This window comes from Salmonella sp. JXY0409-18 (assembly GCF_020268625.1).
Taxonomy (GTDB): Bacteria; Pseudomonadota; Gammaproteobacteria; order Enterobacterales; family Enterobacteriaceae; genus Salmonella; species Salmonella enterica.
Window position 1 is genome coordinate 762843 of sequence record NZ_CP084216.1, and the last position, 22298, is coordinate 785140.

A 22298-nucleotide genomic window follows, 5' to 3' on the forward strand; every position below is an offset into this window, starting at 1 on the left:
AATACCTACTCAGTTAACGCCGCAATTTCCGGCGGGATCTGTTGCGGGTGAATAATTTTTACCTGTTTGTGACGGCCCAGCTCGCCTTTTTCGATGACGATCTGACTTTTCGCCACGCGAAACTGTTTACCGAGAAACTTGGTCAGATGGCTGTTTGCCTGACCGTCAACCGGCGGGGCGGTAATGGCGACTTTCACCTCGTCGCCATGTAAGCCCACAATACTGTCGCGGCTGGCTTTCGGCTGAATATAAAGCCGTAACACCAGACCGTCTTCGCAGCGAGTCACAGCACTCATAACGCCATCCACAGCCCCGGCAGCAACATGTTGCCTGTTGCTTGTAAGACTTCAGCGATCCCCATATTAACGACATACAGCAGCAGCACCAGAACCATCGGCGAGAAGTCGATGCCGCCCATCGCAGGCAGTATACGGCGAATCGGGCTGAGCAGCGGCTCGGCAAGCTGAATCAATACATATTCAATCGGGCTACGACCCTGGCTCACCCAGCTCATGATAGCCATGACCAGCAGCACCCAGAAGATCAGCAGGCCGATTGTTTTAAGTAAGATAAGCACCGCGGCAATCCAGATAATCGCCTGAAACGTAATTACCTTAAACAGCACTATCGCCTTAATAACGCTAAGAATAAACGCCACCAGCAGAGAAGCGCTGTCAATCGGCCCCATTGGTGGGATAATACGACGCAGCGGTCCGATGATGGGCTGCGTAATTTTCACCACGAACTGGGAAAAAGGGTTGTAAAAGTCACAGCGGGCCCACTGCATCCACACGCGCAATAATAGCACCATGGTATACAGCTCAATTACCGTTGAGAGCAGGAAGGTCAACGTATTCATGGCGTTCCTCAGTTTTCCTTAATTTTTTGTGTAATCACGAGCACCAAAGATAGCGGTGCCGATGCGCACCATTGTGCTACCTGCCGCAATCGCGGCTTCCATATCGTCGCTCATACCCAGAGATAGGGTATCAACGTCAGGGTAGCGCGCTTTCAGCCCGGCAAATGCTACAGCCATTTGACGTGCGACTTCAAACTGCCTTACATAATCTGACTCTGGCGCCGGGATCGCCATCAGTCCGCGAAGCCGCAGACGCGGCAGTGTAGCCACCGCAGCGGCCAGCTCATCCAGTTCCGCCAGCGGAATGCCTGATTTGCTGTTTTCATCGCTGATATTAATTTGGATCAGAACATTTAGCGCCGGCAGATTATCCGGACGCTGTTCGCTCAGCCGCGAGGCGATACGCAGGCGATCGATGGTATGACACCAGTCAAAATGCTCGGCCACCAGCCGACTTTTGTTGGACTGTAAAGGGCCTATAAAGTGCCAGTGCAGGCCTTCCACTTTCGCTTCCTGAAAGTGGCGGATTTTTTCCACCCCCTCTTGTACATAATTTTCACCAAATGCCCGTTGTCCGGCGGCAATGGCTTCTGCGATGTCGCTCGCAGGTTTGGTTTTACTCACTGCAAGCAACGTAACTTCTTCTGAAGAGCGGCCGCAACGCGTCGCCGCGGCGGAGATTTTGTCCCGGATGTATGCCAGGTTATGCGCGATATCGTTCATTTTCCGAGGATGTTTATATGAATATGGAAGAAATTGTGACGCTTAGTGTAAAGCATAACGTCTCGGATCTACACCTGTGTAACGCCTGGCCTGCGCGATGGCGCAAACAAGGACGCATGGAGAACGCGCCTTTTACCGCGCCTGATGTCGACAGGCTTCTGCTTGATTGGCTTAATGATGCGCAACAATATCAGTGGCGAACGCACGGCCAGCTTGATTTCGCCGTCTCGCTGTCTGGCACGCGGCGCCTGCGCGCCAGTGCGTTCACACATCAACAGGGAACGTCGCTGGCGCTACGGCTATTGCCCGAGCGTTGTCCTGATCTGGCGGAAATCCAGACGCCGCCGATAGTACCCGCACTGCTTGCCAGCGAGAACGGACTGATTCTGGTCACTGGCGCTACTGGCTGCGGGAAGTCCACCACGCTGGCGGCGATGGTGGGATATCTTAATCAACATGCCGATAAACATATCCTGACGCTGGAAGATCCTATTGAATACCGTTACACCAGCAAGCGTTGCCTGATACAGCAGCGGGAAATCGGCCAGCATTGCGCCACTTTTGCCGCCGGGCTGCGCGCGGCGTTACGTGAAGATCCCGATGTCATTTTACTGGGAGAGCTGCGTGACAGCGAGACCATTCGCCTGGCGCTGACGGCGGCGGAAACGGGGCATCTGGTACTGGCAACCCTGCATACTCGCGGTGCGGCGCAGGCGGTGGAAAGATTAGTGGATAGTTTTCCGGCGCAGGAAAAAGAACCGGTACGCAGTCAACTGGCGGGTAGTCTGCGCGCCGTACTATCGCAAAAACTGGAGGTCGACAGGCAGGATGGGCGCGTGGCGTTGTTTGAATTACTGATTAATACGCCAGCCACAGGGAATTTGATCCGTGAAGGCAAACTCCATCAGTTGGCCCACGTGATACAAACCGGGCAGCAGCAGGGGATGATGACATTCGCCCAGAGCGCGCAATGGCGTCAGGCGCAGGGACGGCTGTAGCGAAGATGGCGGCGTAGGGGGGAAAGTGTTGACTGGCGCGGTGGATTGAACGGCATACAGGCTTGTATCCTGGCGAACCGGCGTTAAAATCGCAGCTTTGTTAAAACCACAGCGAAGCCATTTAACGATGTCATCACAACCGAATCAAAGCCTGATAGATGGCATTCGCTGTCTGCAATATCTGGTTTCCAGCGACCGTGCTATCGGATGTCGCGAGCTTGCCCGGCTGATGGATATTAATACCACGCGCGTTAATCGCCTGTTAATGACGATGGCCTCTATTGGACTCACGATGCAGGATGAGCACCGACGCTATTTACCCGGGCCAGGCATTCATGCTTTGGCGGCGCAGGCGATTCGCGGTTCAGCGCTGTTCTCCCATGCGTTGCCTATCCTTGAACGCCATGCGCCCAAAGACATCGTGGTGGCATTAGGCGTGCTATGGGAAGACCAGATTATCTATATTTATCACTCTACGCCGGGTTCGCAGGGAAGTCAGGCGTTGGCGGGGTTTCGCATGTGCCCGGCCTGGCAGTCGGTAACAGGAGTGGCGTTACTGGCGGCAGAAAGCGATGAGGCGCTAATGCAGCGTTTTACTCCGGAGCAGTGGCGTAATCTGGCACCGCATGTGGCGCAGCAGCGCCAGCGGGGATACGTGCTGTGGCATCACGCTGATGGTGAAGTTTCTATGGCGCAACCGCTAGACAAGCACGCCGCAGCGCTGGCCTTTGCGGGAATGTGGCGGATTGATGAGGCGGAGGCGGCTGCGCGTTTACAGGCGTTGAAGGCATTAAACCAGCTTATTGCCCAGTAAGCCTGGCAACCGTGACCGCGTTATCCGCCTGCTGACAAAAACGGCTTTAATACCCCTGTTCAAAATAGCTTTCGAGGATAATCACGGCGGAGGCCGAGTCCACTTTGCCTTTGTTCAACGCGCGATACCCACCTCGTTCAAACAGACCGGAGCGTGCTTCAACGGTGCTGAGTCGTTCATCGTGCAGCGTGACAGTTACCCCGAAACGCCCATGAATACGGTTGGCGAATTTACGTGCGCGCGCCGTCAGCGGTTGTTCAGTGCCATCCATATTGAGCGGTAGCCCGACAATAATTTCGTCCGGCTGCCACTCTTTCAGCAAACGTTCAATGAGCGTCCAGTCGGGCGTGCCGTCCTGTGCTTTGATTGCCGGAAGCGGACGGGCGGTGCCGGTAATGCGTTGTCCTATTGCAACGCCGATGCTTTTTGTGCCGAAGTCAAAGGCCAGTAAGGTGTCGCTCATCAGGCGTGCCCCGCAACGCCAGGCATGGTCAGAATATCAATGCCAATAAGTTTTGCCGCTTCGCGCCAGCGCTCGGCAATGGGCGTTTTGAACAAAATATTGAGATCGGCGGGCGCGGTAAGCCAGGCGTTATCAAGCAACTCTTGTTCAAGCTGGCCTTTATCCCAGGAGGCGTAGCCCAGCGCGACCAGCACATCGGAAGGCTGTTGTTGGGTACCTAACGTTTCCAGCACATCGCGGGAGGTGGTAATCACGGTATTGTCTGAGATACGAATGCTGGAGGCGAAACGTGACGGCGGAGTATGGAGAATAAATCCGCGATCTTCCGCCAGCGGGCCGCCGAGCATCACGGCTTTATCAAGACGAATTGCCGAATCGCGCGGTTCCGGCGTAATTTTTAGTTTTTCCAGAATCCCTTCAATTTGCAGATTTTCCAAAGGCTTATTAACAATAATCCCCATAGCGCCGTCCTGGTTGTGCTCGCAAATATACACCACGGAACGGCGGAAAATCGGGTCCTGGAGCGCAGGCATGGCAATAAGAAAGTGATGCTGTAAATTCATTGTCAGAGGGTCTGTTTCCTGGTTCAAAAAAACGACAGCGTTCAGTATGTGGGGAAAGCGGACGGTTGTCACTCATATAAGCCGTCTTTTGCCAAAGGACGGCTGCCTTATCGGGCAATAGACTGCCGGATGGCGATGCTGATGCGCCGCCTTATCCGACCGGGGCGGCGTGATTGCTCAGGCCCGGTAAGCGCACGCCACCGGGCAATAAACCTTTACTTCGCCAGACGCGCTTCGATGGCGTCCATCAACATCCCGGTGATAGAGATCGGATATTCCGCTTCAATTTCACGCACGCAGGTTGGGCTGGTCACGTTAATTTCCGTTAAGCGGTCGCCGATAATATCCAGACCGACGAAAATAAGCCCTTTGGCTTTAAGCGTCGGCCCAACGCGGCGGGCGATTTCCCAGTCGCTTTCGCTCAACGGACGGGGTTCGCCGCGACCACCAGCCGCCAGGTTGCCGCGGGTTTCGCCGCCCTGCGGAATACGCGCCAGGCAGTAAGGCACCGGCTCGCCGTCGACGACCAGTACGCGCTTATCGCCATCTTTGATCGCGGGCAAATAGTTCTGCGCCATGCAGTAGCGGTTGCCCAGCTCGGTCAGCGTTTCGGCAATAACGCCTATGTTAGGATCGCCTTCCTTAACGCGGAAAATGGACGCGCCGCCCATACCGTCCAGCGGTTTCATAATGATATCGCCATGCTTTTCCCAAAATGCTTTGAGCTGCGCTTTATTGCGCGTTACCAGCGTTTCCGGGGTCAGGTCGGCAAACCAGGCAGTATACAGTTTTTCATTACAGTCGCGCAGGCTTTGCGGTTTGTTGACGATAAGCGTCCCTTCCTCTTCAGCGCGTTCCAGAATATAGGTCGCATAAATAAACTCGGTATCAAACGGCGGATCTTTGCGCATCAAAATGACGTCCAGATCGGCGAGTTTAATCTCCTGCTCGCTGCCGAACTCGTACCATTTATCGTAATTTTGCTCCACGCTCAACGTTCGCGTGCGGGCGCGGGCTTCGCCGTTAATCAGATAAAGGTCGGCCATCTCCATATAATGAAGTTCATAACCACGACGTTGGGCTTCCAGCAGCATAGCGAAACTGGTGTCTTTCTTGATGTTGATGTGTGCGATGGGGTCCATCACGATGCCGAGCTTGATCATTATTTTCTCCGTTAACGCTTCATCCTAAGTCGCCAAAACGCACCTGTAGCGCAGTAATGGCGGTGAGCGCGGTTGTCTCAGTACGCAGAACGCGAGGTCCTAACAGAATATCAGTAAACTGATAGCGCGCGGTCATCGCGATTTCGTCCGCCGACAGCCCGCCTTCCGGGCCGATCAGCAGTCGGACGCGTTCAACCGGCAGCGGCAGAGTGTTGATGCTGGCATGGGCGCGCGGATGAAGATTGAGCTTCAGCCCGGAATCTTGCTCGGCGCACCAGGCCTCCAGCGCCATCGGCGGGCGAATTTCCGGCACCCGGTTACGCCCGCATTGTTCGCAGGCGGCGATGGCGATCTTTTGCCACTGCTGGCGCTTTTTGTTCAGACGTTCATTATCCAGTTTAACGCCGCAGCGCTCAGAGAACAGTGGCGTAATGAGGCTTACACCCAGTTCGATCGATTTCTGGATAGTAAATTCCATTTTTTCACCGCGCGACATCACCTGGCCCAGATGGATATGCAGCGGCGATTCACGATCGTCGATTTCGCCTTTCATCACTTGCACTTCAACGCTTTTCTTACTGGCGCTAATGATTTCAGCATCGAATACCTGATTACTGCCGTCAAACAGCTGTAACGCTTGTCCCGGTCCCATGCGCAGTACACGACCAATATGGTTGGCCGCATCTTCGCATAACGAAATCTGCGTACCGGACGTCAACAATTCAGGGTGATAAATGCGGGGAATACGCATAATAAAAAAATCCGCGTCATGGCCCCGGCGTTTGGCTATCCAGGGCATGGGTTAACAAGAATCCCGCTAGTGTAGGTTAGCTCTTTCGCGCCTGGCAAGCGCGTTGCACATAGGGATTATGATTACCCTGGACCTTCGCGATACGCGCATCGCGCTCGCACTCCCAGGCAGTAACGGGGTACTGCTTATCCCAGACGTTAAACAGCTGCGTTTGTTGGCGGGAAAGTTTCAGTTGGTATTGGTCGCGCATATAAAAATAAGTGCGGGCGATTGCGCCACGGGCGCGGGCGGGCGGCTCGGCGATTTTCGCTTTAAAATCCACTTTCATGGCGCATTGCCCGTACTGACCTTCGCCGCCGTTCCACTGGCTATACATAAAGTTGCCGCGATCGCCATTCACTTCGCCAATGGCGGGTTGCAGGTTATGCATATCGCTTTCCATTTTGCGGTAGACCGGGTCTTTAGCGCAGTTTTTTCGCCCGCCGTCCTGCCAGCACTGGCGCTGATGACCGAATTGCCAGGCGGGGACAACGTGCTCCCACTCAATGCGTCTGGCGCGATTCTCGTTTTTACGCACCTTATAGCCGCAGGACTCCAGGTCTACGACGCCTTTTTTACCCTGCCAGCGGATTTGGCACCCGCAGTAAAAGCTGCCGGGCGCGTCGGCATTGACTTTGACGCTCGCCGCTTTGGCCTGAGAAAAATTGTTAATGCCATCGGCCAGGGCCTGGCCTGAAAACGCTGCGGCCAGCAACGCAGCGGCAAAAGAAAAATTACGGTACATTGCACACTCCATAGCAAAACGAGCCCGCAACGTAACGAAAGTTGTGTCTGTATGCAATCAGTCCGCTCAGGAAAGTTCCCGGACGTTTCGGGAACTACCCGGCGACCAGTGGTTCGCCGCAGTGAACGCAACGATAAACCGCTTCGCCGCGTACTACCCGATTGTGACGGCGGACGGTGAGTTGATGTTGCTGGCATTGGCAATGGTAGGGAAAGGTATTGCGCCGTACGGATTGCAGCGCAAATTGATGAGTACGTCTGGCCGGAACGCCCAGCACGCTTTCCATCATCCACTTCCATTCCTTGCCATGCGGAGCCTTGCGTCCGAAGTGCTTCCACACCAACAGATGCGCCAGTTCATGCGGCACGACCTCTGCTATAAAGGTGTCGATGTTTTCCAGCAGTAACACCGGGTTGAGGCGGATTTCGTAGCTCTCCAGCCAGGCGGTGCCCGCCGAGGTGCCGCGTTGCGTATACACCAGTTTCGGCTCCGGATAATGTCTATCGAGCTTGAGGTTCGCCTGGGCGAGATTTTCCCGCAGGCGGCGCATTACGGCCTGCTGAATAGCGATAGGGAGACGAGGGGTTTTCATAGCGGCAGAGAATAGTGCGACGGAAGAGGGACTGCAAGAAAAACGCTTCCCCCTGTGGCAGGAGGAAGCGTGGAGGGATTAGTCGTGGGCGCCGATTTCGCGCAGTTTACGACCTTTCATCAGGTTACGTTCAATGTGTTCCAGCGAAACGTGTTTGGTTTCCGGCACCAGCCACAGGGTCAGCAGGATAAACAGCACGTTCAGGCCAGCGTAGACCCAGAAGGTGTTGGCGTTACCCAGATTGTTCAGCATGGTCAGGAACGTTGCGCCGACGATCATATTGGCGATCCAGTTGGTCGCGGTGGAGCAGGTGATGCCGAAATCGCGGCCTTTCAGCGGTTGGATTTCGGAGCACAGTACCCAAATCAGCGGACCAGCGCTCATCGCAAATCCAATGATGAACATCAGCAGCATAGCGATAGCGAAGTATTGCGCAGACGGCGAATGGATGCCGATGTGCATCATCGTACCCAGAATCCCCATACCAATCGCCATGACCAGGAAGCCCAGCGTCAGGGTAGGTTTGCGACCCCAGCGGTCAACCAGGCCGATAGCGATGAAGGTTGCCAGGACGTTAGTCAGACCAACAATAACGGTGCCCCACATCTGCTCCGTGGTATTTGTGTACCCCGCCAGCTCGAAGATTTTCGGCGCGTAATACATGATGACGTTCATCCCGGTAAATTGCTGCATTACCTGCAACAAAATGCCAAGAAACACGGCGCGGCGGAAGTTGCTGTTCTCTTTGAACAGCGCCCAACCGCTCTGTTTAACCTGCAAACTTTCGCGAATTTCATCAAGCTCACGTTTTGCTTCCGCACTGGTGTCACGCAGGCGCAACAGGACGCGTTCAGCATCATGGAAGCGGCGTTTCGCCGCAAACCAGCGCGGGCTGTCCGGCAGGAAGAAGACGCCGATCAGCAGCAGAATGGCTGGGATGATGATCACGCCGAGCATCCAGCGCCATGCGCCGCTGTAGCTGAACGCGGTATCGGACAGATAAGCGCCCAGAATCCCGATGGTGATCATGAGTTGGTACATTGAGATCATACTGCCGCGAATTTTTTCCGGCGCGATCTCGGACAGGTACAACGGTGCGGTGTAGGAAGCGACGCCGACGGCCAGACCCAGCAGCACGCGAGAAATAATCAGGACTTCAACGTTAGGCGCCGCAGCGGAGAACAGCGAACCGGCGACGAACAGGATAGCGCCGATCATCAGGCTTTTTTTACGACCCAGCTTAAAGGAGAGCCAGCCGCTGCCGACAGCGCCGACGGCCGCGCCAAACATCATGGAGCTGACCACCCATTCCTGAGTGTGTGCGGTAATCTGAAACTCGTCGGTAATGAAGGGTAAAGCACCGGCGATAACGCCGATATCCAGGCCAAAAAGTAATCCTGCCAGGGCTGCAAGAAAGCAGACAAAAAATGTCATGGCCTTGTTGGAACGCCCTTGTTTTTTATTGTCAGGCATTATGCCCTCCGGTTGGGTTAGCAATTTTATCGATGTTAAGAGTAGGTGAGTACGCCGTAAAAAGATGTGAGGCTAATCACAATGGTGTAATCGTTTACACTACTATTTATCTCGGTGATTATTTAATTATCTGAAAAATAATAGTTTTAATAATCTTATAACCATATCAATCGCCTGGTATTCAGACAAAGTTGAAAAATTATGTAATATTTTCATCGCAGAATTAGCATACCGATAGTGATGCGGTCAGTTCTTAATGAAAATGAATGTAACCGCTTTCATGATGACTGAAACTGAATGATAAAAAGTGTAGTCGAAGAAACGAAAGGGGAGAGTGGATTGTGCTGCGCATCACAAAAAGGTCAGTATAAATACACGCTGGAACATCTGATAACGTTGTGTGTATCAGCAATGATAAAGGCCAGCAGGGCGCTGGCCTTGATAAGTACGGTATGGTTTACCTGACTGAAAAACAGCGTCAGGCGCGGGCGATTATTTCAGACCGGCAGCATCGCGCAGCAGTTGCGCTTTGTCGGTTTTTTCCCATGGGAAGTTTTCGCGACCGAAGTGGCCGTAAGCCGCAGTTTCTTTGTAGATCGGGTGCAGCAGATCCAGCATCTGAATCAAGCCGTACGGGCGCAGGTCGAAGAATTCGCGCACCAGCAGAATCAACTGTTCAGCAGGCACTTTTTCAGTACCGAACGTTTCCACCATGATGGACGTCGGCTCCGCTACGCCGATAGCGTAGGAGACCTGGATTTCACAGCGATCCGCCAGACCTGCCGCCACGATGTTTTTCGCGACATAACGCGCAGCGTAAGCTGCAGAACGGTCAACTTTAGACGGATCTTTACCGGAGAAGGCGCCGCCGCCGTGACGCGCCATACCGCCGTATGTATCAACGATGATCTTACGACCGGTCAGACCACAATCGCCCATCGGGCCGCCGATAACGAAACGACCGGTTGGGTTGATAAAAAACTTAGTGGACGTATTTAACCATTCAGACGGCAGAATGGGTTTGATGATCTCTTCCATCACCGCTTCTTGCAGCGATTTTTGGTCGATATCTTCTGCGTGCTGCGTAGAGAGAACCACGGCGTCGATACCGACGATTTTGCCGTCGTCATACTGGAAAGTGACCTGGCTTTTTGCATCCGGACGCAACCATGGCAGGGTGCCATTTTTACGCACTTCAGCCTGACGCTGTACCAGACGGTGCGCGTAGGTGATTGGCGCAGGCATCAGTACGTCGGTTTCATTTGTCGCGTAGCCAAACATCAGGCCCTGGTCACCCGCGCCTTGTTCCAGCGGGTCTGCGCGGTCAACGCCCTGGTTGATATCCGGAGACTGTTTGCCAATTGCGCTTAGTACCGCGCAAGAGTTGGCGTCAAAGCCCATGTCGGAATGCACATAGCCAATTTCGCGCACCGTATTACGGGTAATCTCTTCGATATCGACCCAGGCGCTGGTGGTGATCTCACCGCCAACTAAAACCATGCCGGTTTTAACGTAGGTTTCACAGGCGACGCGTGCTTTCGGATCCTGTTGCAGGATAGCATCCAACACGGCATCAGAGATTTGGTCTGCGATTTTGTCAGGATGCCCTTCTGATACGGACTCAGACGTAAAAAGGTGTTTTGCCATATTTAATTTCACCTAAGGAGAATTTAGTTAGCTCAAACTGTTGTGCGGAATAGTCATGACAGAAGATTCTACCATGAGTCTGAAGGTCACTGACACTGGCAGTCTGAGTGTTAATCAGTATGGATGGATTAACATCTGGACGGCTATTTTAGGTCACTTCTTCGCCCAATTTCCAGCTTTTTTTGAAGGCCGTCGCAATGTCGGTCAAAATCAGGCGGTAAACGTTTCTGATAATGCTGACATTATGCGCATTTATGCTTTGCTTTTTTTCTGCGTTCTGGGTATAAAACGCGACGCGCGGCTCATACAAAAGCACACGACGTTTTCTTCGTGTCGCCACTTCCAGCCGGGTTAAAACGTTGCTTTGGCTTGTGGGTTCGTCTTACGAGGCGGCCGTGGAGGTGATACGAGATAATGAACCGTTGTATTCTGCTGAATTTGTCGCATCGTTCTGGTGCGCGCATGTCCCCCGCAATCTGCATCTCTGCTTTGCATACCTGCCGATGTTATACCCATCTCGGCGCTTCTCAGGATTCCAGAGCCGGCAATGGCGCTGAAGACTGAACAAGGGCGCTCTTGTTAACGCAAGAGTTTTCTCGTGGTTTCGCCGAACCGTTATCTGTGAGTTCGGTTACGTGTTTACAATGATATGAAAAAGAAACCGGTCGCGCAGGCGGAGCATCAGCGCTATCTGCTGGAAAATCCGCTTGTCTATGGGTTGTTATCGCGTCTTCGGATTGCGATAGTGGTCAACTGTTTTACACTTGCTAATAAAAATTGAGGTTCGCTATGTCTGACGACATGTCTATGGGTTCGCCTTCGTCAGCAGGCGAACAGGGTGTACTACGCTCCATGCAGGAGGTTGCAATGAGCTCCCAGGAAGCCAGCAAGATGCTGCGCACTTACAATATTGCCTGGTGGGGCAATAACTACTACGACGTCAACGAGCTGGGCCATATTAGCGTATGCCCCGATCCCGACGTACCGGAAGCGCGTGTCGATCTTGCCAAACTGGTGAAAGCGCGCGAAGCGCAAGGTCAGCGTCTGCCGGCGCTGTTTTGCTTCCCGCAGATCCTGCAACACCGTTTGCGTTCAATTAACGCGGCGTTTAAGCGTGCGCGTGAATCTTACGGTTATAACGGCGACTACTTCCTCGTTTATCCGATTAAGGTCAATCAGCATCGCCGCGTGATCGAGTCCCTTATCCATTCCGGTGAACCGTTGGGGCTGGAAGCGGGGTCAAAAGCGGAATTGATGGCGGTGCTGGCGCATGCCGGCATGACCCGTAGCGTGATCGTCTGTAATGGTTATAAAGACCGTGAATACATTCGGCTGGCGCTGATTGGCGAGAAGATGGGCCATAAGGTTTATCTGGTCATCGAAAAGATGTCTGAAATCGCGATTGTGCTGGAAGAAGCCGAGCGCCTGAACGTGGTTCCTCGTCTGGGCGTGCGTGCGCGTCTGGCCTCTCAGGGATCCGGTAAGTGGCAATCCTCCGGCGGCGAAAAATCAAAATTCGGCCTGGCGGCGACCCAGGTGCTGCAACTGGTGGAGACCCTGCGTGACGCCGGGCGCCTGGACAGTTTGCAACTGTTGCACTTCCACCTGGGATCGCAGATGGCGAACATTCGCGATATCGCGACCGGCGTGCGCGAGTCCGCGCGTTTCTATGTTGAGCTGCATAAGCTGGGCGTGAATATCCAGTGCTTCGACGTGGGCGGCGGTCTGGGCGTGGATTATGAAGGTACCCGCTCGCAGTCCGACTGTTCGGTGAACTATGGCCTGAACGAATATGCCAATAACATCATCTGGGCGATTGGCGATGCCTGCGAAGAGCATGGTTTACCGCATCCGACGGTGATTACCGAGTCTGGCCGCGCCGTCACTGCGCACCATACGGTACTGGTCTCTAACATTATCGGCGTGGAGCGTAACGAATACACGGATCCGACTGCCCCTGCTGAAGATGCGCCGCGCGCGCTGCAAAATCTCTGGGAAACCTGGCAGGAGATGCATAAGCCTGGCACCCGCCGCTCGCTGCGTGAATGGCTGCATGATAGCCAAATGGATCTGCACGATATTCATATCGGCTACTCTTCCGGCGCGTTTAGTTTGCAGGAGCGCGCCTGGGCGGAGCAACTTTATCTCAGCATGTGCCATGAAGTGCAGAAGCAACTGGACCCGCAAAACCGTGCGCATCGTCCGATTATCGACGAACTGCAAGAGCGAATGGCGGACAAAATGTACGTCAACTTCTCGCTGTTCCAGTCAATGCCGGACGCGTGGGGAATCGATCAGCTCTTCCCGGTACTGCCGCTGGAAGGGTTAGATCAGGTACCGGAACGTCGTGCCGTGCTGCTGGATATTACTTGTGATTCCGATGGCGCTATTGACCACTATATCGATGGCGACGGTATCGCCACGACGATGCCGATGCCGGAATACGATCCAGAGAATCCGCCGATGCTCGGCTTCTTTATGGTCGGCGCTTATCAGGAGATCCTCGGTAACATGCACAACCTGTTTGGCGATACTGAAGCGGTTGACGTGTTTGTCTTCCCGGATGGTAGCGTCGAGGTTGAGCTGTCGGACGAAGGCGATACCGTTGCGGATATGCTGCAATATGTGCAACTGGATCCGAAAACGCTGTTAACGCATTTCCGCGACCAGGTAAAACAGACGGATCTGGACGATGCGTTGCAGCAGCAGTTCCTTGAGGAATTTGAAGCGGGACTGTACGGTTATACTTATCTTGAAGATGAGTAGCCGTTGATGCCCGGTGGCGCTGCGCTTACCGGGCCTACGAATGCAGGCTGGATAAGGTAAAGCCACCACCCGGCAGAATGCTATACTCACTTGAACCCGTATGAATTAACGGCGATAATTCGCCGCAATAGCGATTTACAAATCAATCCCTTCCTCGTCGGGTTTAACGACGCGGAGGGGATTTTTTTCATCTGTTTTAATGCAACGACTCTAAAAGAGGTCAGGACATGAGCACCTTAGGTCATCAGTACGATAACTCACTGGTTTCTAATGCGTTTGGTTTTTTACGTCTGCCAATGAACTTCCAGCCGTATGACAGCGATGCCGACTGGGTGATCACTGGCGTACCGTTTGATATGGCAACGTCCGGTCGCGCTGGCGGTCGTCATGGCCCGGCGGCGATCCGTCAGGTGTCGACCAACCTCGCCTGGGAACATCACCGTTTCCCGTGGAATTTTGACATGCGCGAGCGCCTGAACGTCGTAGACTGCGGCGATTTAGTGTATGCGTTTGGCGATGCCCGTGAAATGAGCGAAAAATTACAAGCGCACGCTGAAAAACTGCTGTCTGCAGGCAAGCGTATGCTCTCTTTCGGCGGCGACCACTTCGTCACGCTGCCGCTGCTGCGCGCCCACGCGAAACATTTTGGCAAAATGGCGCTGGTACATTTTGACGCGCATACCGATACCTACGCTAACGGCTGCGAATTCGATCACGGCACGATGTTCTACACCGCGCCGAAAGAAGGCCTGATCGATCCGCATCATTCGGTACAGATCGGTATTCGCACTGAGTTTGACAAAGACAATGGCTTTACCGTGCTGGATGCCTGCCAGGTCAACGATCGCGGCGTGGATGATATTCTCGCTCAGGTGAAACAGATCGTCGGCGATATGCCGGTCTATCTGACCTTTGATATCGACTGTTTGGACCCGGCGTTTGCGCCTGGCACCGGTACGCCGGTGATCGGTGGTTTGACCTCCGATCGCGCCATTAAGCTGGTACGCGGTCTGAAAGATCTGAACATTGTCGGTATGGATGTAGTGGAAGTCGCGCCGGCTTACGATCAGTCAGAGATCACCGCTCTGGCGGCCGCGACGCTGGCATTAGAAATGCTCTATATCCAGGCGGCGAAGAAGGGCGAGTAAGTTGTTTTGCCGGATGGCACTGCGCTTATCCGGCCTACAGCTGATTGATGCTTGTAGGCCAGATAAGGCGTTCACGCCGCCATCCGGCACTGTTCGGGGGTTATTTGATCCCGTCCGCGCTCATACGATCGCGCACATGCTGTGCGCGTGCGGCGGACGCCGGGTGATCGTCGAACATTGAGCTTTGACGACCCGCTTCCAGTTTTGCCAGTTTCTCAAAGCTGGTAGCGAGTCCTGCCGGACTGATACCGCGTTTGCGCAACAGATCGTAAGAATAATCATCCGCTTCGGACTCCTGACGCTGAGAGAACTGCGAGTTCACCAGTTTTTCGCCAAGATCGCCAAGCTGTGATTGCGACAGGCTGCCGACAACTCCTCCTGCCGATGCCGCCGCGACGCGCACGGCGTTAGTGCCCAGCGCGACCTGCATCCCTTTCTTTACATGACCCAGCGCGACATGGCCCATTTCATGGCCGATCACGGCTTCAACTTCGTTGTCGGTCATCATATCCATCAGCCCGCTGTAGACGCGGATACAACCGTTCGCCATGGCAAACGCGTTGACGTCTTTCGTCTCGTAAACCTTATAGTTCACCGGCTGGCCGTTAATGTTATCCCCCAGCGCGGCGGCAATTTTTGTCAGTCGTTTAGCGTATTCGCTGCTCGCCGGCGCGATTTTCGCTTTGCTGTCGAGCTCTTGACAGGATTGATCGCTCAGCGCTTTTACCTGCGCATCGCTTAACGTATAGGCCTGAAAAGCTTCAGCGCCCGAAGAAAGCAGTCCATTAGAGTCCATATTCTGGCAACCGGTCAGCACCGTCGCCATGCCCAAAGCAAGCAGTAAAGCGCGAATTTTCATTTTTCTCTTCCATACGAATTAATATTATTTTGAAATGCGCCCGTTGCAGATGAATTAGCGCCTGGGTTAAGTATAAAGAAAAGCATGGCAGGCAAGTTAGCTAATTGCGCAACATGCGAGCACGATCCGGAGATTTCTGAAGCGGTAAAAGGATGTTCCATGTACATGACGCGCGGCTTGGGGTAAATTGTTGGCAAATTTTCCGGCGTAGCCCAAAACGCGCTGTCGTCAAGTCGTTACGGGCATGGCCTTTCAACATCCGATCTGGAGTCAAAATGTCCTCACGTAAAGAGCTTGCCAATGCTATTCGTGCGCTGAGCATGGACGCAGTACAGAAAGCCAAATCCGGTCACCCGGGTGCCCCGATGGGTATGGCTGACATTGCCGAAGTCCTGTGGCGTGATTTCCTGAACCACAACCCGACCAACCCGTCCTGGGCCGACCGCGACCGCTTTGTGCTGTCCAATGGCCACGGCTCAATGCTGATTTACAGCCTGCTGCACCTCACCGGCTATGACCTGCCGATGTCCGAACTGCAGAATTTCCGTCAGCTACATTCAAAAACCCCTGGTCACCCGGAAGTGGGCTACACCGCTGGTGTTGAAACCACTACTGGCCCGCTGGGTCAGGGTATTGCCAACGCCGTCGGGATGGCGATTGCCGAGAAAACTCTGGCGGCGCAGTTTAACCGTCCTGGCCACGACATCGTTGACCACTTCACCTACGTCTTTATGGGCGACGGCTGCATGATGGAAGGCATTTCTCACGAAGTGTGCTCTCTGGCTGGTACTCTGAAACTGGGCAAACTGATCGCGTTCTATGATGACAACGGTATCTCTATCGATGGTCATGTTGAAGGCTGGTTCACCGATGACACCGCGAAACGTTTTGAAGCCTACGGCTGGCATGTTATCCGTGGCATTGACGGTCACGATGCCGACGCCATTAAACGCGCCACGGAAGAAGCTCGCGCCGTGACTGACAAACCGTCCCTGCTGATGTGCAAAACCATCATCGGTTTCGGTTCGCCGAACAAACAGGGTACCCACGATTCCCACGGCGCGCCGCTGGGCGACGCGGAAATCGCGCTGACCCGCGAACAGTTGGGCTGGAAATACGCGCCGTTCGAAATCCCGTCTGAAATCTACGCCCAGTGGGATGCGAAAGAAGCCGGCCAGGCGAAAGAATCCGCATGGAACGAGAAATTCGCGGCTTATGAGAAAGCCTTCCCGCAGGAAGCTGCTGAATTCACCCGTCGTATGAAAGGCGACATGCCGGCTGACTTCGATGCGAAAGCGAATGAATTCATCGCTAAACTGCAGGCTAACCCGGCGAAAATCGCCAGCCGCAAAGCGTCCCAGAATGCCATCGAAGCCTTCGGTCCGCTGTTGCCGGAATTTCTCGGCGGCTCTGCAGACCTGGCACCGTCTAACCTGACCCTGTGGTCCGGTTCTAAGGCTATCAACGAAGACGCGGCGGGTAACTACATTCACTACGGTGTGCGCGAATTCGGTATGACCGCTATCGCCAACGGTATCGCCCTGCACGGCGGTTTCCTGCCGTACACCTCCACCTTCCTGATGTTCGTCGAATATGCCCGTAACGCAGTGCGTATGGCAGCGTTGATGAAACAGCGTCAGGTGATGGTGTACACCCACGACTCCATCGGTCTGGGCGAAGATGGCCCGACGCACCAGCCGGTCGAGCAGGTGGCAAGCCTGCGCGTAACGCCGAACATGTCCACATGGCGTCCGTGCGACCAGGTGGAATCCGCGGTGGCGTGGAAATATGGCGTAGAGCGCCAGGATGGCCCAACCGCGCTGATCCTCTCCCGTCAGAACCTGGCGCAGCAGGAACGTACTGAAGAGCAACTGGCGAATATCGCCCGCGGTGGTTACGTACTGAAAGATTGTGCGGGCCAGCCGCAGATTATCTTCATTGCGACCGGTTCAGAAGTTGAGCTGGCGGTTGCCGCTTACGAAAAACTGACTGCCGAAGGCGTGAAGGCGCGCGTGGTTTCCATGCCGTCCACCGACGCGTTCGACAAACAGGATGCGGCTTACCGTGAATCCGTGCTGCCGAAGGCGGTCTCTGCGCGTGTGGCGATTGAAGCGGGTATCGCTGACTACTGGTTCAAATACGTCGGCCTGAACGGCGCTATTGTCGGGATGACCACCTTCGGTGAATCCGCCCCGGCAGAGCTGCTGTTTGAAGAGTTTGGCTTCACGGTGGACAACGTGATCGCCAAAGCGAAAGCGCTGCTGTAATCCTTAATACGGCATGAAACGGGTCGCTTCGGCGACCCATTTTTTTAGATACATTTATTTTATCGCTAACAAGGCTTTATTTGTGATTTTTATCACAATTTTGATATTTTATTATTTATTGAATTTGCAATTAACATCACAAAATGAAGCTTGCTTTTTATTTTTATAATTATAACAGGTTGTTTTATAGATAAATTATAATCATGTCATTTTAAGCGCTCGCTTTTTCGCCTGGATTGATTTCATTTTGCCGCCCGCGTATTTTATTTTTAACGACAAGTTGTACCCTAAAAATAAAATAAGGATAGTTTATGCGGTTAATAGATTATTTTCCTGAAGCATCTATTACAATAAGGCCATTGGCACAAAATTGGCAGGAAGCTGTTGATTTTTCCATGTCATCTCTTTTGGCTAATCGTTATATAAATGAAAATTATATTCAGGCTATCAAAGATTCAACAATCAGTAATGGTCCTTACTATATTCTGGCACCTGGTGTCGCGATGCCTCATGCTCGCCCCGAATGCGGCGCGTTAAAAACCGGGATGTCATTAACATTGCTCAGGCAGGATGTGCAGTTTACCGACGAGGATGACGGCATAAAATTATTAATCGGCCTGTCAGCAGCAGATTCAGATTCACATATTGGCGCTATTCAGGCGTTAAGCGAACTATTATGTGAAGAGGATGTTTTAGCGGCGTTATTAGCTGCGAAATCAGAAAAAGAGCTGGCGGATATTATAGCTCGCGCATAATTATTCTCTCCTTTACAGGATATTAATATGGAACACAAGTCTGCTCGTGCAAAGGTCCAGGCTTTTGGGGGATTTTTGACCGCGATGGTCATTCCCAATATCGGCGCTTTTATTGCCTGGGGTTTTATCACTGCATTATTTATTCCAACCGGATGGATGCCAAATGAGCATTTCGCCAAAATTGTCGGCCCGATGATTACTTATTTACTGCCGGTGATGATTGGTTCTACCGGTGGACATCTGGTCGGTGGAAAGCGTGGCGCCGTGATGGGGGGAATTGGCACCATTGGCGTTATCATCGGTGCTGATATCCCCATGTTTCTTGGCTCAATGATTATGGGACCTCTCGGCGGTCTGGTCATTAAATATATTGATCGGTTGCTGGAAAAGCGGATTCCCGCCGGTTTTGAGATGGTGATTAATAACTTCTCGCTGGGTATCGCCGGGATGATTTTGTGCCTGCTGGGTTTTGAAGTGATTGGTCCGGCGGTACTTATTGCCAATAACTTTGTGAAGGAGTGTATTGAATCATTGGTACATGCGGGCTATCTGCCGCTGTTGTCTTTAATCAATGAACCGGCAAAAATCCTCTTTTTGAACAATGCCATCGATCAGGGCGTTTATTATCCGTTGGGAATGCAACAGGCGTCGGAAACCGGAAAATCCATTTTCTTTATGGTGGCCTCTAACCCGGGGCCTGGCTTAGGTTTGCTGCTTGCCTTTACGCTATTTGGCAAAGGAATGGCAAAGAAATCTGCGCCTGGCGCCATGATTATCCATTTCCTCGGGGGGATTCATGAGCTCTATTTCCCCTATGTGCTGATGAAGCCATTAACACTCATCGCCATGATTGCCGGCGGGATGAGCGGAACATGGGTGTTTAACCTGCTGGATGGCGGCCTGGTTGCAGGGCCAAGCCCGGGGTCAATTTTCGCTTACCTGGCGCTGACGCCGAAAGGTTCTTTCCTTGCTACGATTGCTGGCGTAACGGCGGGAACGGCAGTGACCTTTATTATCACCGCTTTCATTTTGAAAATGGAAAAAAGTAGCGAAGCCGACAGCGAAGATACTTTTAGTGATTCCGCTAAAGCGGTGAAAGCCATGAAGCAAGAAGGCAAATTTTCATATCGCGACGTGAAACGTATCGCCTTTGTCTGCGATGCGGGGATGGGCTCCAGCGCAATGGGCGCCACAACGTTCCGCCGACGTCTGGAAAAGGCGGGCCTGACTATCGACGTTAAACATTACGCTATCGAAAATGTACCGGATGATGCCGATATTATCGTTACCCACGCCAGCCTTGAAGGACGTGTTAAGCGAGTCAGCGATAAGCCCTTAATACTTATTAAAAACTATATTGGCGATCCGTGCCTTGATGATTTATTTAACCATTTGACATCGAATTAATATTTCAGGTTTCTGGAGTAAATATGAAAACGAAAGTAGCTGCTATATATGGCAAGCGGGATGTCCGTATCCGTGAGTTTGAATTACCCGACATTACGGAGAATGAACTGCTCGTAAGCGTAATTTCCGACAGCGTATGTCTCTCTACCTGGAAAGCCGCTTTATTAGGCAGTGAACATAAACGAGTGCCAGATGATCTGGAAAATCATCCAGTCATTACGGGGCATGAATGTGCTGGAATTATCGTCGAAGTAGGAAAAAATCTGACTGATAAATATAAAAAAGGACAGCGTTTTGTTTTACAACCGGCGATGGGCCTGCCGAGCGGTTATTCTGCTGGCTACAGTTACGAATATTTTGGTGGTAACGCCACGTACATGATAATCCCGGAAGTAGCGATTAATCTGGGCTGTGTTTTACCGTATCACGGCTCATATTTTGCCGCGGCATCGCTGGCGGAACCGATGTGCTGCATTATTGGCGCTTATAACGCCAATTACCATACAACACCTTATGTTTATGAACATCGGATGGGAGTCAAACCCGGCGGTAATATCGCGCTCCTGGCCTGTGCCGGACCGATGGGCATTGGTGCGATTGATTATGCCATTAACGGCGGGATCCAGCCGGCGCGAGTTGTGGTGGTCGATATCGATGAAGCCCGCCTGGCGCAGGCTAAAAAACTGCTGCCGGTCAAACAGGCCGCTGAGAAGGGCATTGAGCTTATCTATGTGAATACCGCGGGCATGGCTGATCCTGCTGCGCAACTTCGGACATTAACCGATGGCGCAGGATTTGATGATGTCTTTGTTTATGCCGCCGTTCCGTCCATCGTTGAAATGGCTGACGATCTTCTCGCCGAAGACGGTTGCCTGAATTTCTTTGCCGGGCCGACAGATAGCCAGTTCAAGGTACCGTTTAATTTCTACAATGTGCATTACAACAGTACCCATGTCGTAGGGACATCCGGCGGCTCCACGGAGGATATGAAAGAGGCTATTACGTTAAGCGCAACAGGACAGCTTCAGCCTTCATTCATGGTGACGCATATTGGTGGGCTGGATGCAGTACCGGACACCGTACTCAACCTGCCGGATATTCCCGGCGGTAAGAAGCTTATCTATAACGGCGTCACCATGCCGCTGACGGCGATTACTGATTTCGCCGAAAAAGGAAAAACGGATCCGTTGTTCAGGGAGCTGGCGCGTCTGGTTGAAGAGACGCACGGCATCTGGAACGAAAAAGCGGAAAGATACCTGCTGGCGCAATTTGGCGTGGATATCGGGGAGGCGGCATGATGTCTCTGGCATGGCCGCTATTTCGCATTACGGAGCAGGCAGCACTGGCTGCCTGGCCGCAAACGGGATGCGGCGATAAGAACAGAATTGATGGGCTGGCTGTTACCGCGATGCGACAGGCATTGAATGATATCGCCATCCGTGGGCGGATCGTCATCGGCGAGGGGGAAATCGATCATGCGCCCATGCTGTGGATTGGCGAGGAGGTGGGTAACGGCGAGGGGCCGGAGGTGGATATCGCCGTCGATCCTATAGAAGGCACCCGAATGGTCGCCATGGGACAAAGTAATGCGCTGGCCGTCATGGCGTTTGCGCCCCGGGGCAGCTTGTTACATGCGCCCGATATGTATATGAAAAAGCTGGTTGTAAATCGGCAGGCGAAAGGCGTGATCAATCTGGCGTTATCGTTAACCGATAATCTGCGAAATGTCGCCAGGGCGCTAAATAAGCCGCTGGAGGATCTGCGTATGGTCACGTTAGATAAACCGCGGCTGAAACCGGCCATTACACAGGCGACGCAACTTGGGGTTAAGGTATTCGCTCTCCCCGATGGTGATGTAGCGGCCAGCGTCCTGACCTGTTTGCAGGATAACCCTTATGATCTGATGTATACCATTGGCGGCGCGCCTGAAGGCGTAATTTCCGCCTGTGCGGTAAAAGCGCTGGGCGGTGATATGCAGGCGGAGCTGCTCGACTTTTGTGAAGCGAAAGGGGACAACGCTGACAACCGCCTGGTGGCGCAACAGGAGCGTCAACGCTGCGAAGAAATGGGCGTTGCGGTTAACCGCGTCTACTCCCTTGACGAACTGGCTGCCGGTAACGACATTCTCTTTAGCGCGACGGGCGTTACGGGCGGCGATCTGGTTAACGGGATCCAACGGGTTGCGAACGGTGTGCGCACGCAAACTTTACTGATTGGTAGCGCAGATCGAACGTGTAATATTATAGACTCTCTGCATTCATGGTGA

At 53.2% G+C, this 22298-nt stretch carries 24 protein-coding genes; 12 read left to right on the forward strand and 12 right to left on the reverse strand.

Annotated features, from left to right (window positions below; translation table 11 throughout):
• Window positions 1-5: 5 nt before the first annotated feature.
• Genes yggU through LDB27_RS03680 form a run of 3 tightly spaced genes read right to left on the reverse strand, consistent with a single transcriptional unit; the run spans window position 6 to window position 1582 of the window.
• Window positions 6-296 carry a DUF167 family protein YggU gene (yggU, locus tag LDB27_RS03670; protein WP_001277205.1) on the reverse strand — a complete coding sequence of 97 codons (291 nt, stop codon included), beginning with the start codon at window positions 294-296 and terminating at the stop codon, window positions 6-8.
• The gene (locus tag LDB27_RS03675) at window positions 293-859 is read right to left on the reverse strand and encodes a YggT family protein (protein WP_001094848.1); all 567 of its coding nucleotides are present in this window, start codon (window positions 857-859) and stop codon (window positions 293-295) included. The genes yggU and LDB27_RS03675 overlap by 4 nt, the downstream gene beginning before the upstream one ends.
• A gap of 18 nt (window positions 860-877) precedes the next feature.
• Complete coding sequence (locus LDB27_RS03680) at window positions 878-1582, reverse strand: YggS family pyridoxal phosphate-dependent enzyme (RefSeq protein WP_000997812.1); 705 nt, start codon at window positions 1580-1582, stop codon at window positions 878-880.
• 17 nt (window positions 1583-1599) lie between these two features.
• Here LDB27_RS03680 and LDB27_RS03685 point away from each other — a divergent pair, with 17 nt between their 5' ends.
• Together LDB27_RS03685 and LDB27_RS03690 are read left to right on the forward strand one after the other, a co-directional pair.
• Complete coding sequence (locus tag LDB27_RS03685; RefSeq protein ID WP_001055647.1) at window positions 1600-2580, forward strand: type IV pilus twitching motility protein PilT; 981 nt, start codon at window positions 1600-1602, stop codon at window positions 2578-2580.
• A 127-nt stretch (window positions 2581-2707) separates the two neighbouring features.
• Window positions 2708-3394, forward strand: a complete 687-nt coding sequence (locus tag LDB27_RS03690) for an IclR family transcriptional regulator (RefSeq protein ID WP_000098324.1) — start codon at window positions 2708-2710, stop codon at window positions 3392-3394.
• Window positions 3395-3440: 46 nt separating this feature from the next.
• Here LDB27_RS03690 and ruvX read toward each other — a convergent pair whose 3' ends face one another.
• From ruvX to metK, 8 genes are all read right to left on the reverse strand, one after another.
• Window positions 3441-3857, reverse strand: a complete 417-nt coding sequence (gene ruvX, locus LDB27_RS03695; protein ID WP_001285491.1) for a Holliday junction resolvase RuvX — start codon at window positions 3855-3857, stop codon at window positions 3441-3443.
• Window positions 3857-4420: a YqgE/AlgH family protein gene (locus LDB27_RS03700; protein ID WP_001053171.1), complete on the reverse strand. Its 564-nt coding sequence runs from the start codon at window positions 4418-4420 to the stop codon at window positions 3857-3859. The genes ruvX and LDB27_RS03700 overlap by 1 nt, the downstream gene beginning before the upstream one ends.
• Before the next feature lie 215 nt (window positions 4421-4635).
• A complete protein-coding gene (gene gshB / locus LDB27_RS03705) occupies window positions 4636-5583 on the reverse strand; it encodes a glutathione synthase (protein WP_000593248.1) in 948 nt (315 codons plus the stop codon).
• Window positions 5584-5602: 19 nt separating this feature from the next.
• Window positions 5603-6334 (reverse strand): 16S rRNA (uracil(1498)-N(3))-methyltransferase, encoded by a 732-nt coding sequence (rsmE, locus tag LDB27_RS03710; RefSeq protein ID WP_001222488.1) that lies wholly within the window; start codon window positions 6332-6334, stop codon window positions 5603-5605.
• A gap of 76 nt (window positions 6335-6410) precedes the next feature.
• Entirely contained in the window at window positions 6411-7118 is a 708-nt protein-coding gene (gene endA, locus LDB27_RS03715) for a deoxyribonuclease I (protein WP_000286123.1), read from the reverse strand.
• Window positions 7119-7212: 94 nt separating this feature from the next.
• Window positions 7213-7710, reverse strand: a complete 498-nt coding sequence (locus LDB27_RS03720; RefSeq protein ID WP_000856775.1) for a SprT family zinc-dependent metalloprotease — start codon at window positions 7708-7710, stop codon at window positions 7213-7215.
• Window positions 7711-7788: 78 nt separating this feature from the next.
• Window positions 7789-9183 (reverse strand): galactose/proton symporter, encoded by a 1395-nt coding sequence (gene galP / locus LDB27_RS03725; RefSeq protein ID WP_001113171.1) that lies wholly within the window; start codon window positions 9181-9183, stop codon window positions 7789-7791.
• A gap of 492 nt (window positions 9184-9675) precedes the next feature.
• Entirely contained in the window at window positions 9676-10830 is a 1155-nt protein-coding gene (metK, locus tag LDB27_RS03730; RefSeq protein ID WP_001062140.1) for a methionine adenosyltransferase, read from the reverse strand.
• 55 nt (window positions 10831-10885) lie between these two features.
• Between metK and LDB27_RS03735 the strand changes: the two genes are divergently transcribed.
• From LDB27_RS03735 to speB, 5 genes are all read left to right on the forward strand, one after another.
• Entirely contained in the window at window positions 10886-11185 is a 300-nt protein-coding gene (locus tag LDB27_RS03735) for a hypothetical protein (protein WP_001543499.1), read from the forward strand.
• A 59-nt stretch (window positions 11186-11244) separates the two neighbouring features.
• Window positions 11245-11394 carry a hypothetical protein gene (locus tag LDB27_RS23880; protein ID WP_001751809.1) on the forward strand — a complete coding sequence of 50 codons (150 nt, stop codon included), beginning with the start codon at window positions 11245-11247 and terminating at the stop codon, window positions 11392-11394.
• Between the two features lie 85 nt (window positions 11395-11479).
• Window positions 11480-11611 carry an acid stress response protein YqgB gene (gene yqgB / locus LDB27_RS03745; protein WP_000729109.1) on the forward strand — a complete coding sequence of 44 codons (132 nt, stop codon included), beginning with the start codon at window positions 11480-11482 and terminating at the stop codon, window positions 11609-11611.
• 8 nt (window positions 11612-11619) lie between these two features.
• Window positions 11620-13596 (forward strand): biosynthetic arginine decarboxylase, encoded by a 1977-nt coding sequence (gene speA / locus LDB27_RS03750; RefSeq protein ID WP_001278580.1) that lies wholly within the window; start codon window positions 11620-11622, stop codon window positions 13594-13596.
• 227 nt (window positions 13597-13823) lie between these two features.
• On the forward strand, window positions 13824-14744 hold the full coding sequence (speB, locus tag LDB27_RS03755; RefSeq protein WP_000105550.1) for an agmatinase: 921 nt from the start codon (window positions 13824-13826) through the stop codon (window positions 14742-14744).
• A 100-nt stretch (window positions 14745-14844) separates the two neighbouring features.
• Here speB and LDB27_RS03760 read toward each other — a convergent pair whose 3' ends face one another.
• Window positions 14845-15603, reverse strand: a complete 759-nt coding sequence (locus LDB27_RS03760) for a M48 family metallopeptidase (RefSeq protein WP_000701825.1) — start codon at window positions 15601-15603, stop codon at window positions 14845-14847.
• Window positions 15604-15878: 275 nt separating this feature from the next.
• Here LDB27_RS03760 and tkt point away from each other — a divergent pair, with 275 nt between their 5' ends.
• The 5 genes from tkt (at window position 15879) to glpX (ending at window position 22298) form a co-directional block, all read left to right on the forward strand.
• Complete coding sequence (gene tkt, locus LDB27_RS03765; RefSeq protein WP_000098648.1) at window positions 15879-17870, forward strand: transketolase; 1992 nt, start codon at window positions 15879-15881, stop codon at window positions 17868-17870.
• A 311-nt stretch (window positions 17871-18181) separates the two neighbouring features.
• Window positions 18182-18625, forward strand: coding sequence for a PTS mannitol transporter subunit IIA (gene cmtB, locus LDB27_RS03770; protein ID WP_001518319.1), 444 nt, complete (start codon window positions 18182-18184; stop codon window positions 18623-18625).
• Between the two features lie 27 nt (window positions 18626-18652).
• On the forward strand, window positions 18653-20032 hold the full coding sequence (locus LDB27_RS03775) for a PTS mannitol transporter subunit IICB (protein ID WP_000400411.1): 1380 nt from the start codon (window positions 18653-18655) through the stop codon (window positions 20030-20032).
• A 23-nt stretch (window positions 20033-20055) separates the two neighbouring features.
• Entirely contained in the window at window positions 20056-21330 is a 1275-nt protein-coding gene (locus tag LDB27_RS03780; RefSeq protein ID WP_000853168.1) for a zinc-binding dehydrogenase, read from the forward strand.
• Window positions 21327-22298 carry a class II fructose-bisphosphatase gene (gene glpX / locus LDB27_RS03785; RefSeq protein ID WP_001519647.1) on the forward strand — a complete coding sequence of 324 codons (972 nt, stop codon included), beginning with the start codon at window positions 21327-21329 and terminating at the stop codon, window positions 22296-22298. Before LDB27_RS03780 ends, glpX begins: the two co-directional genes overlap by 4 nt.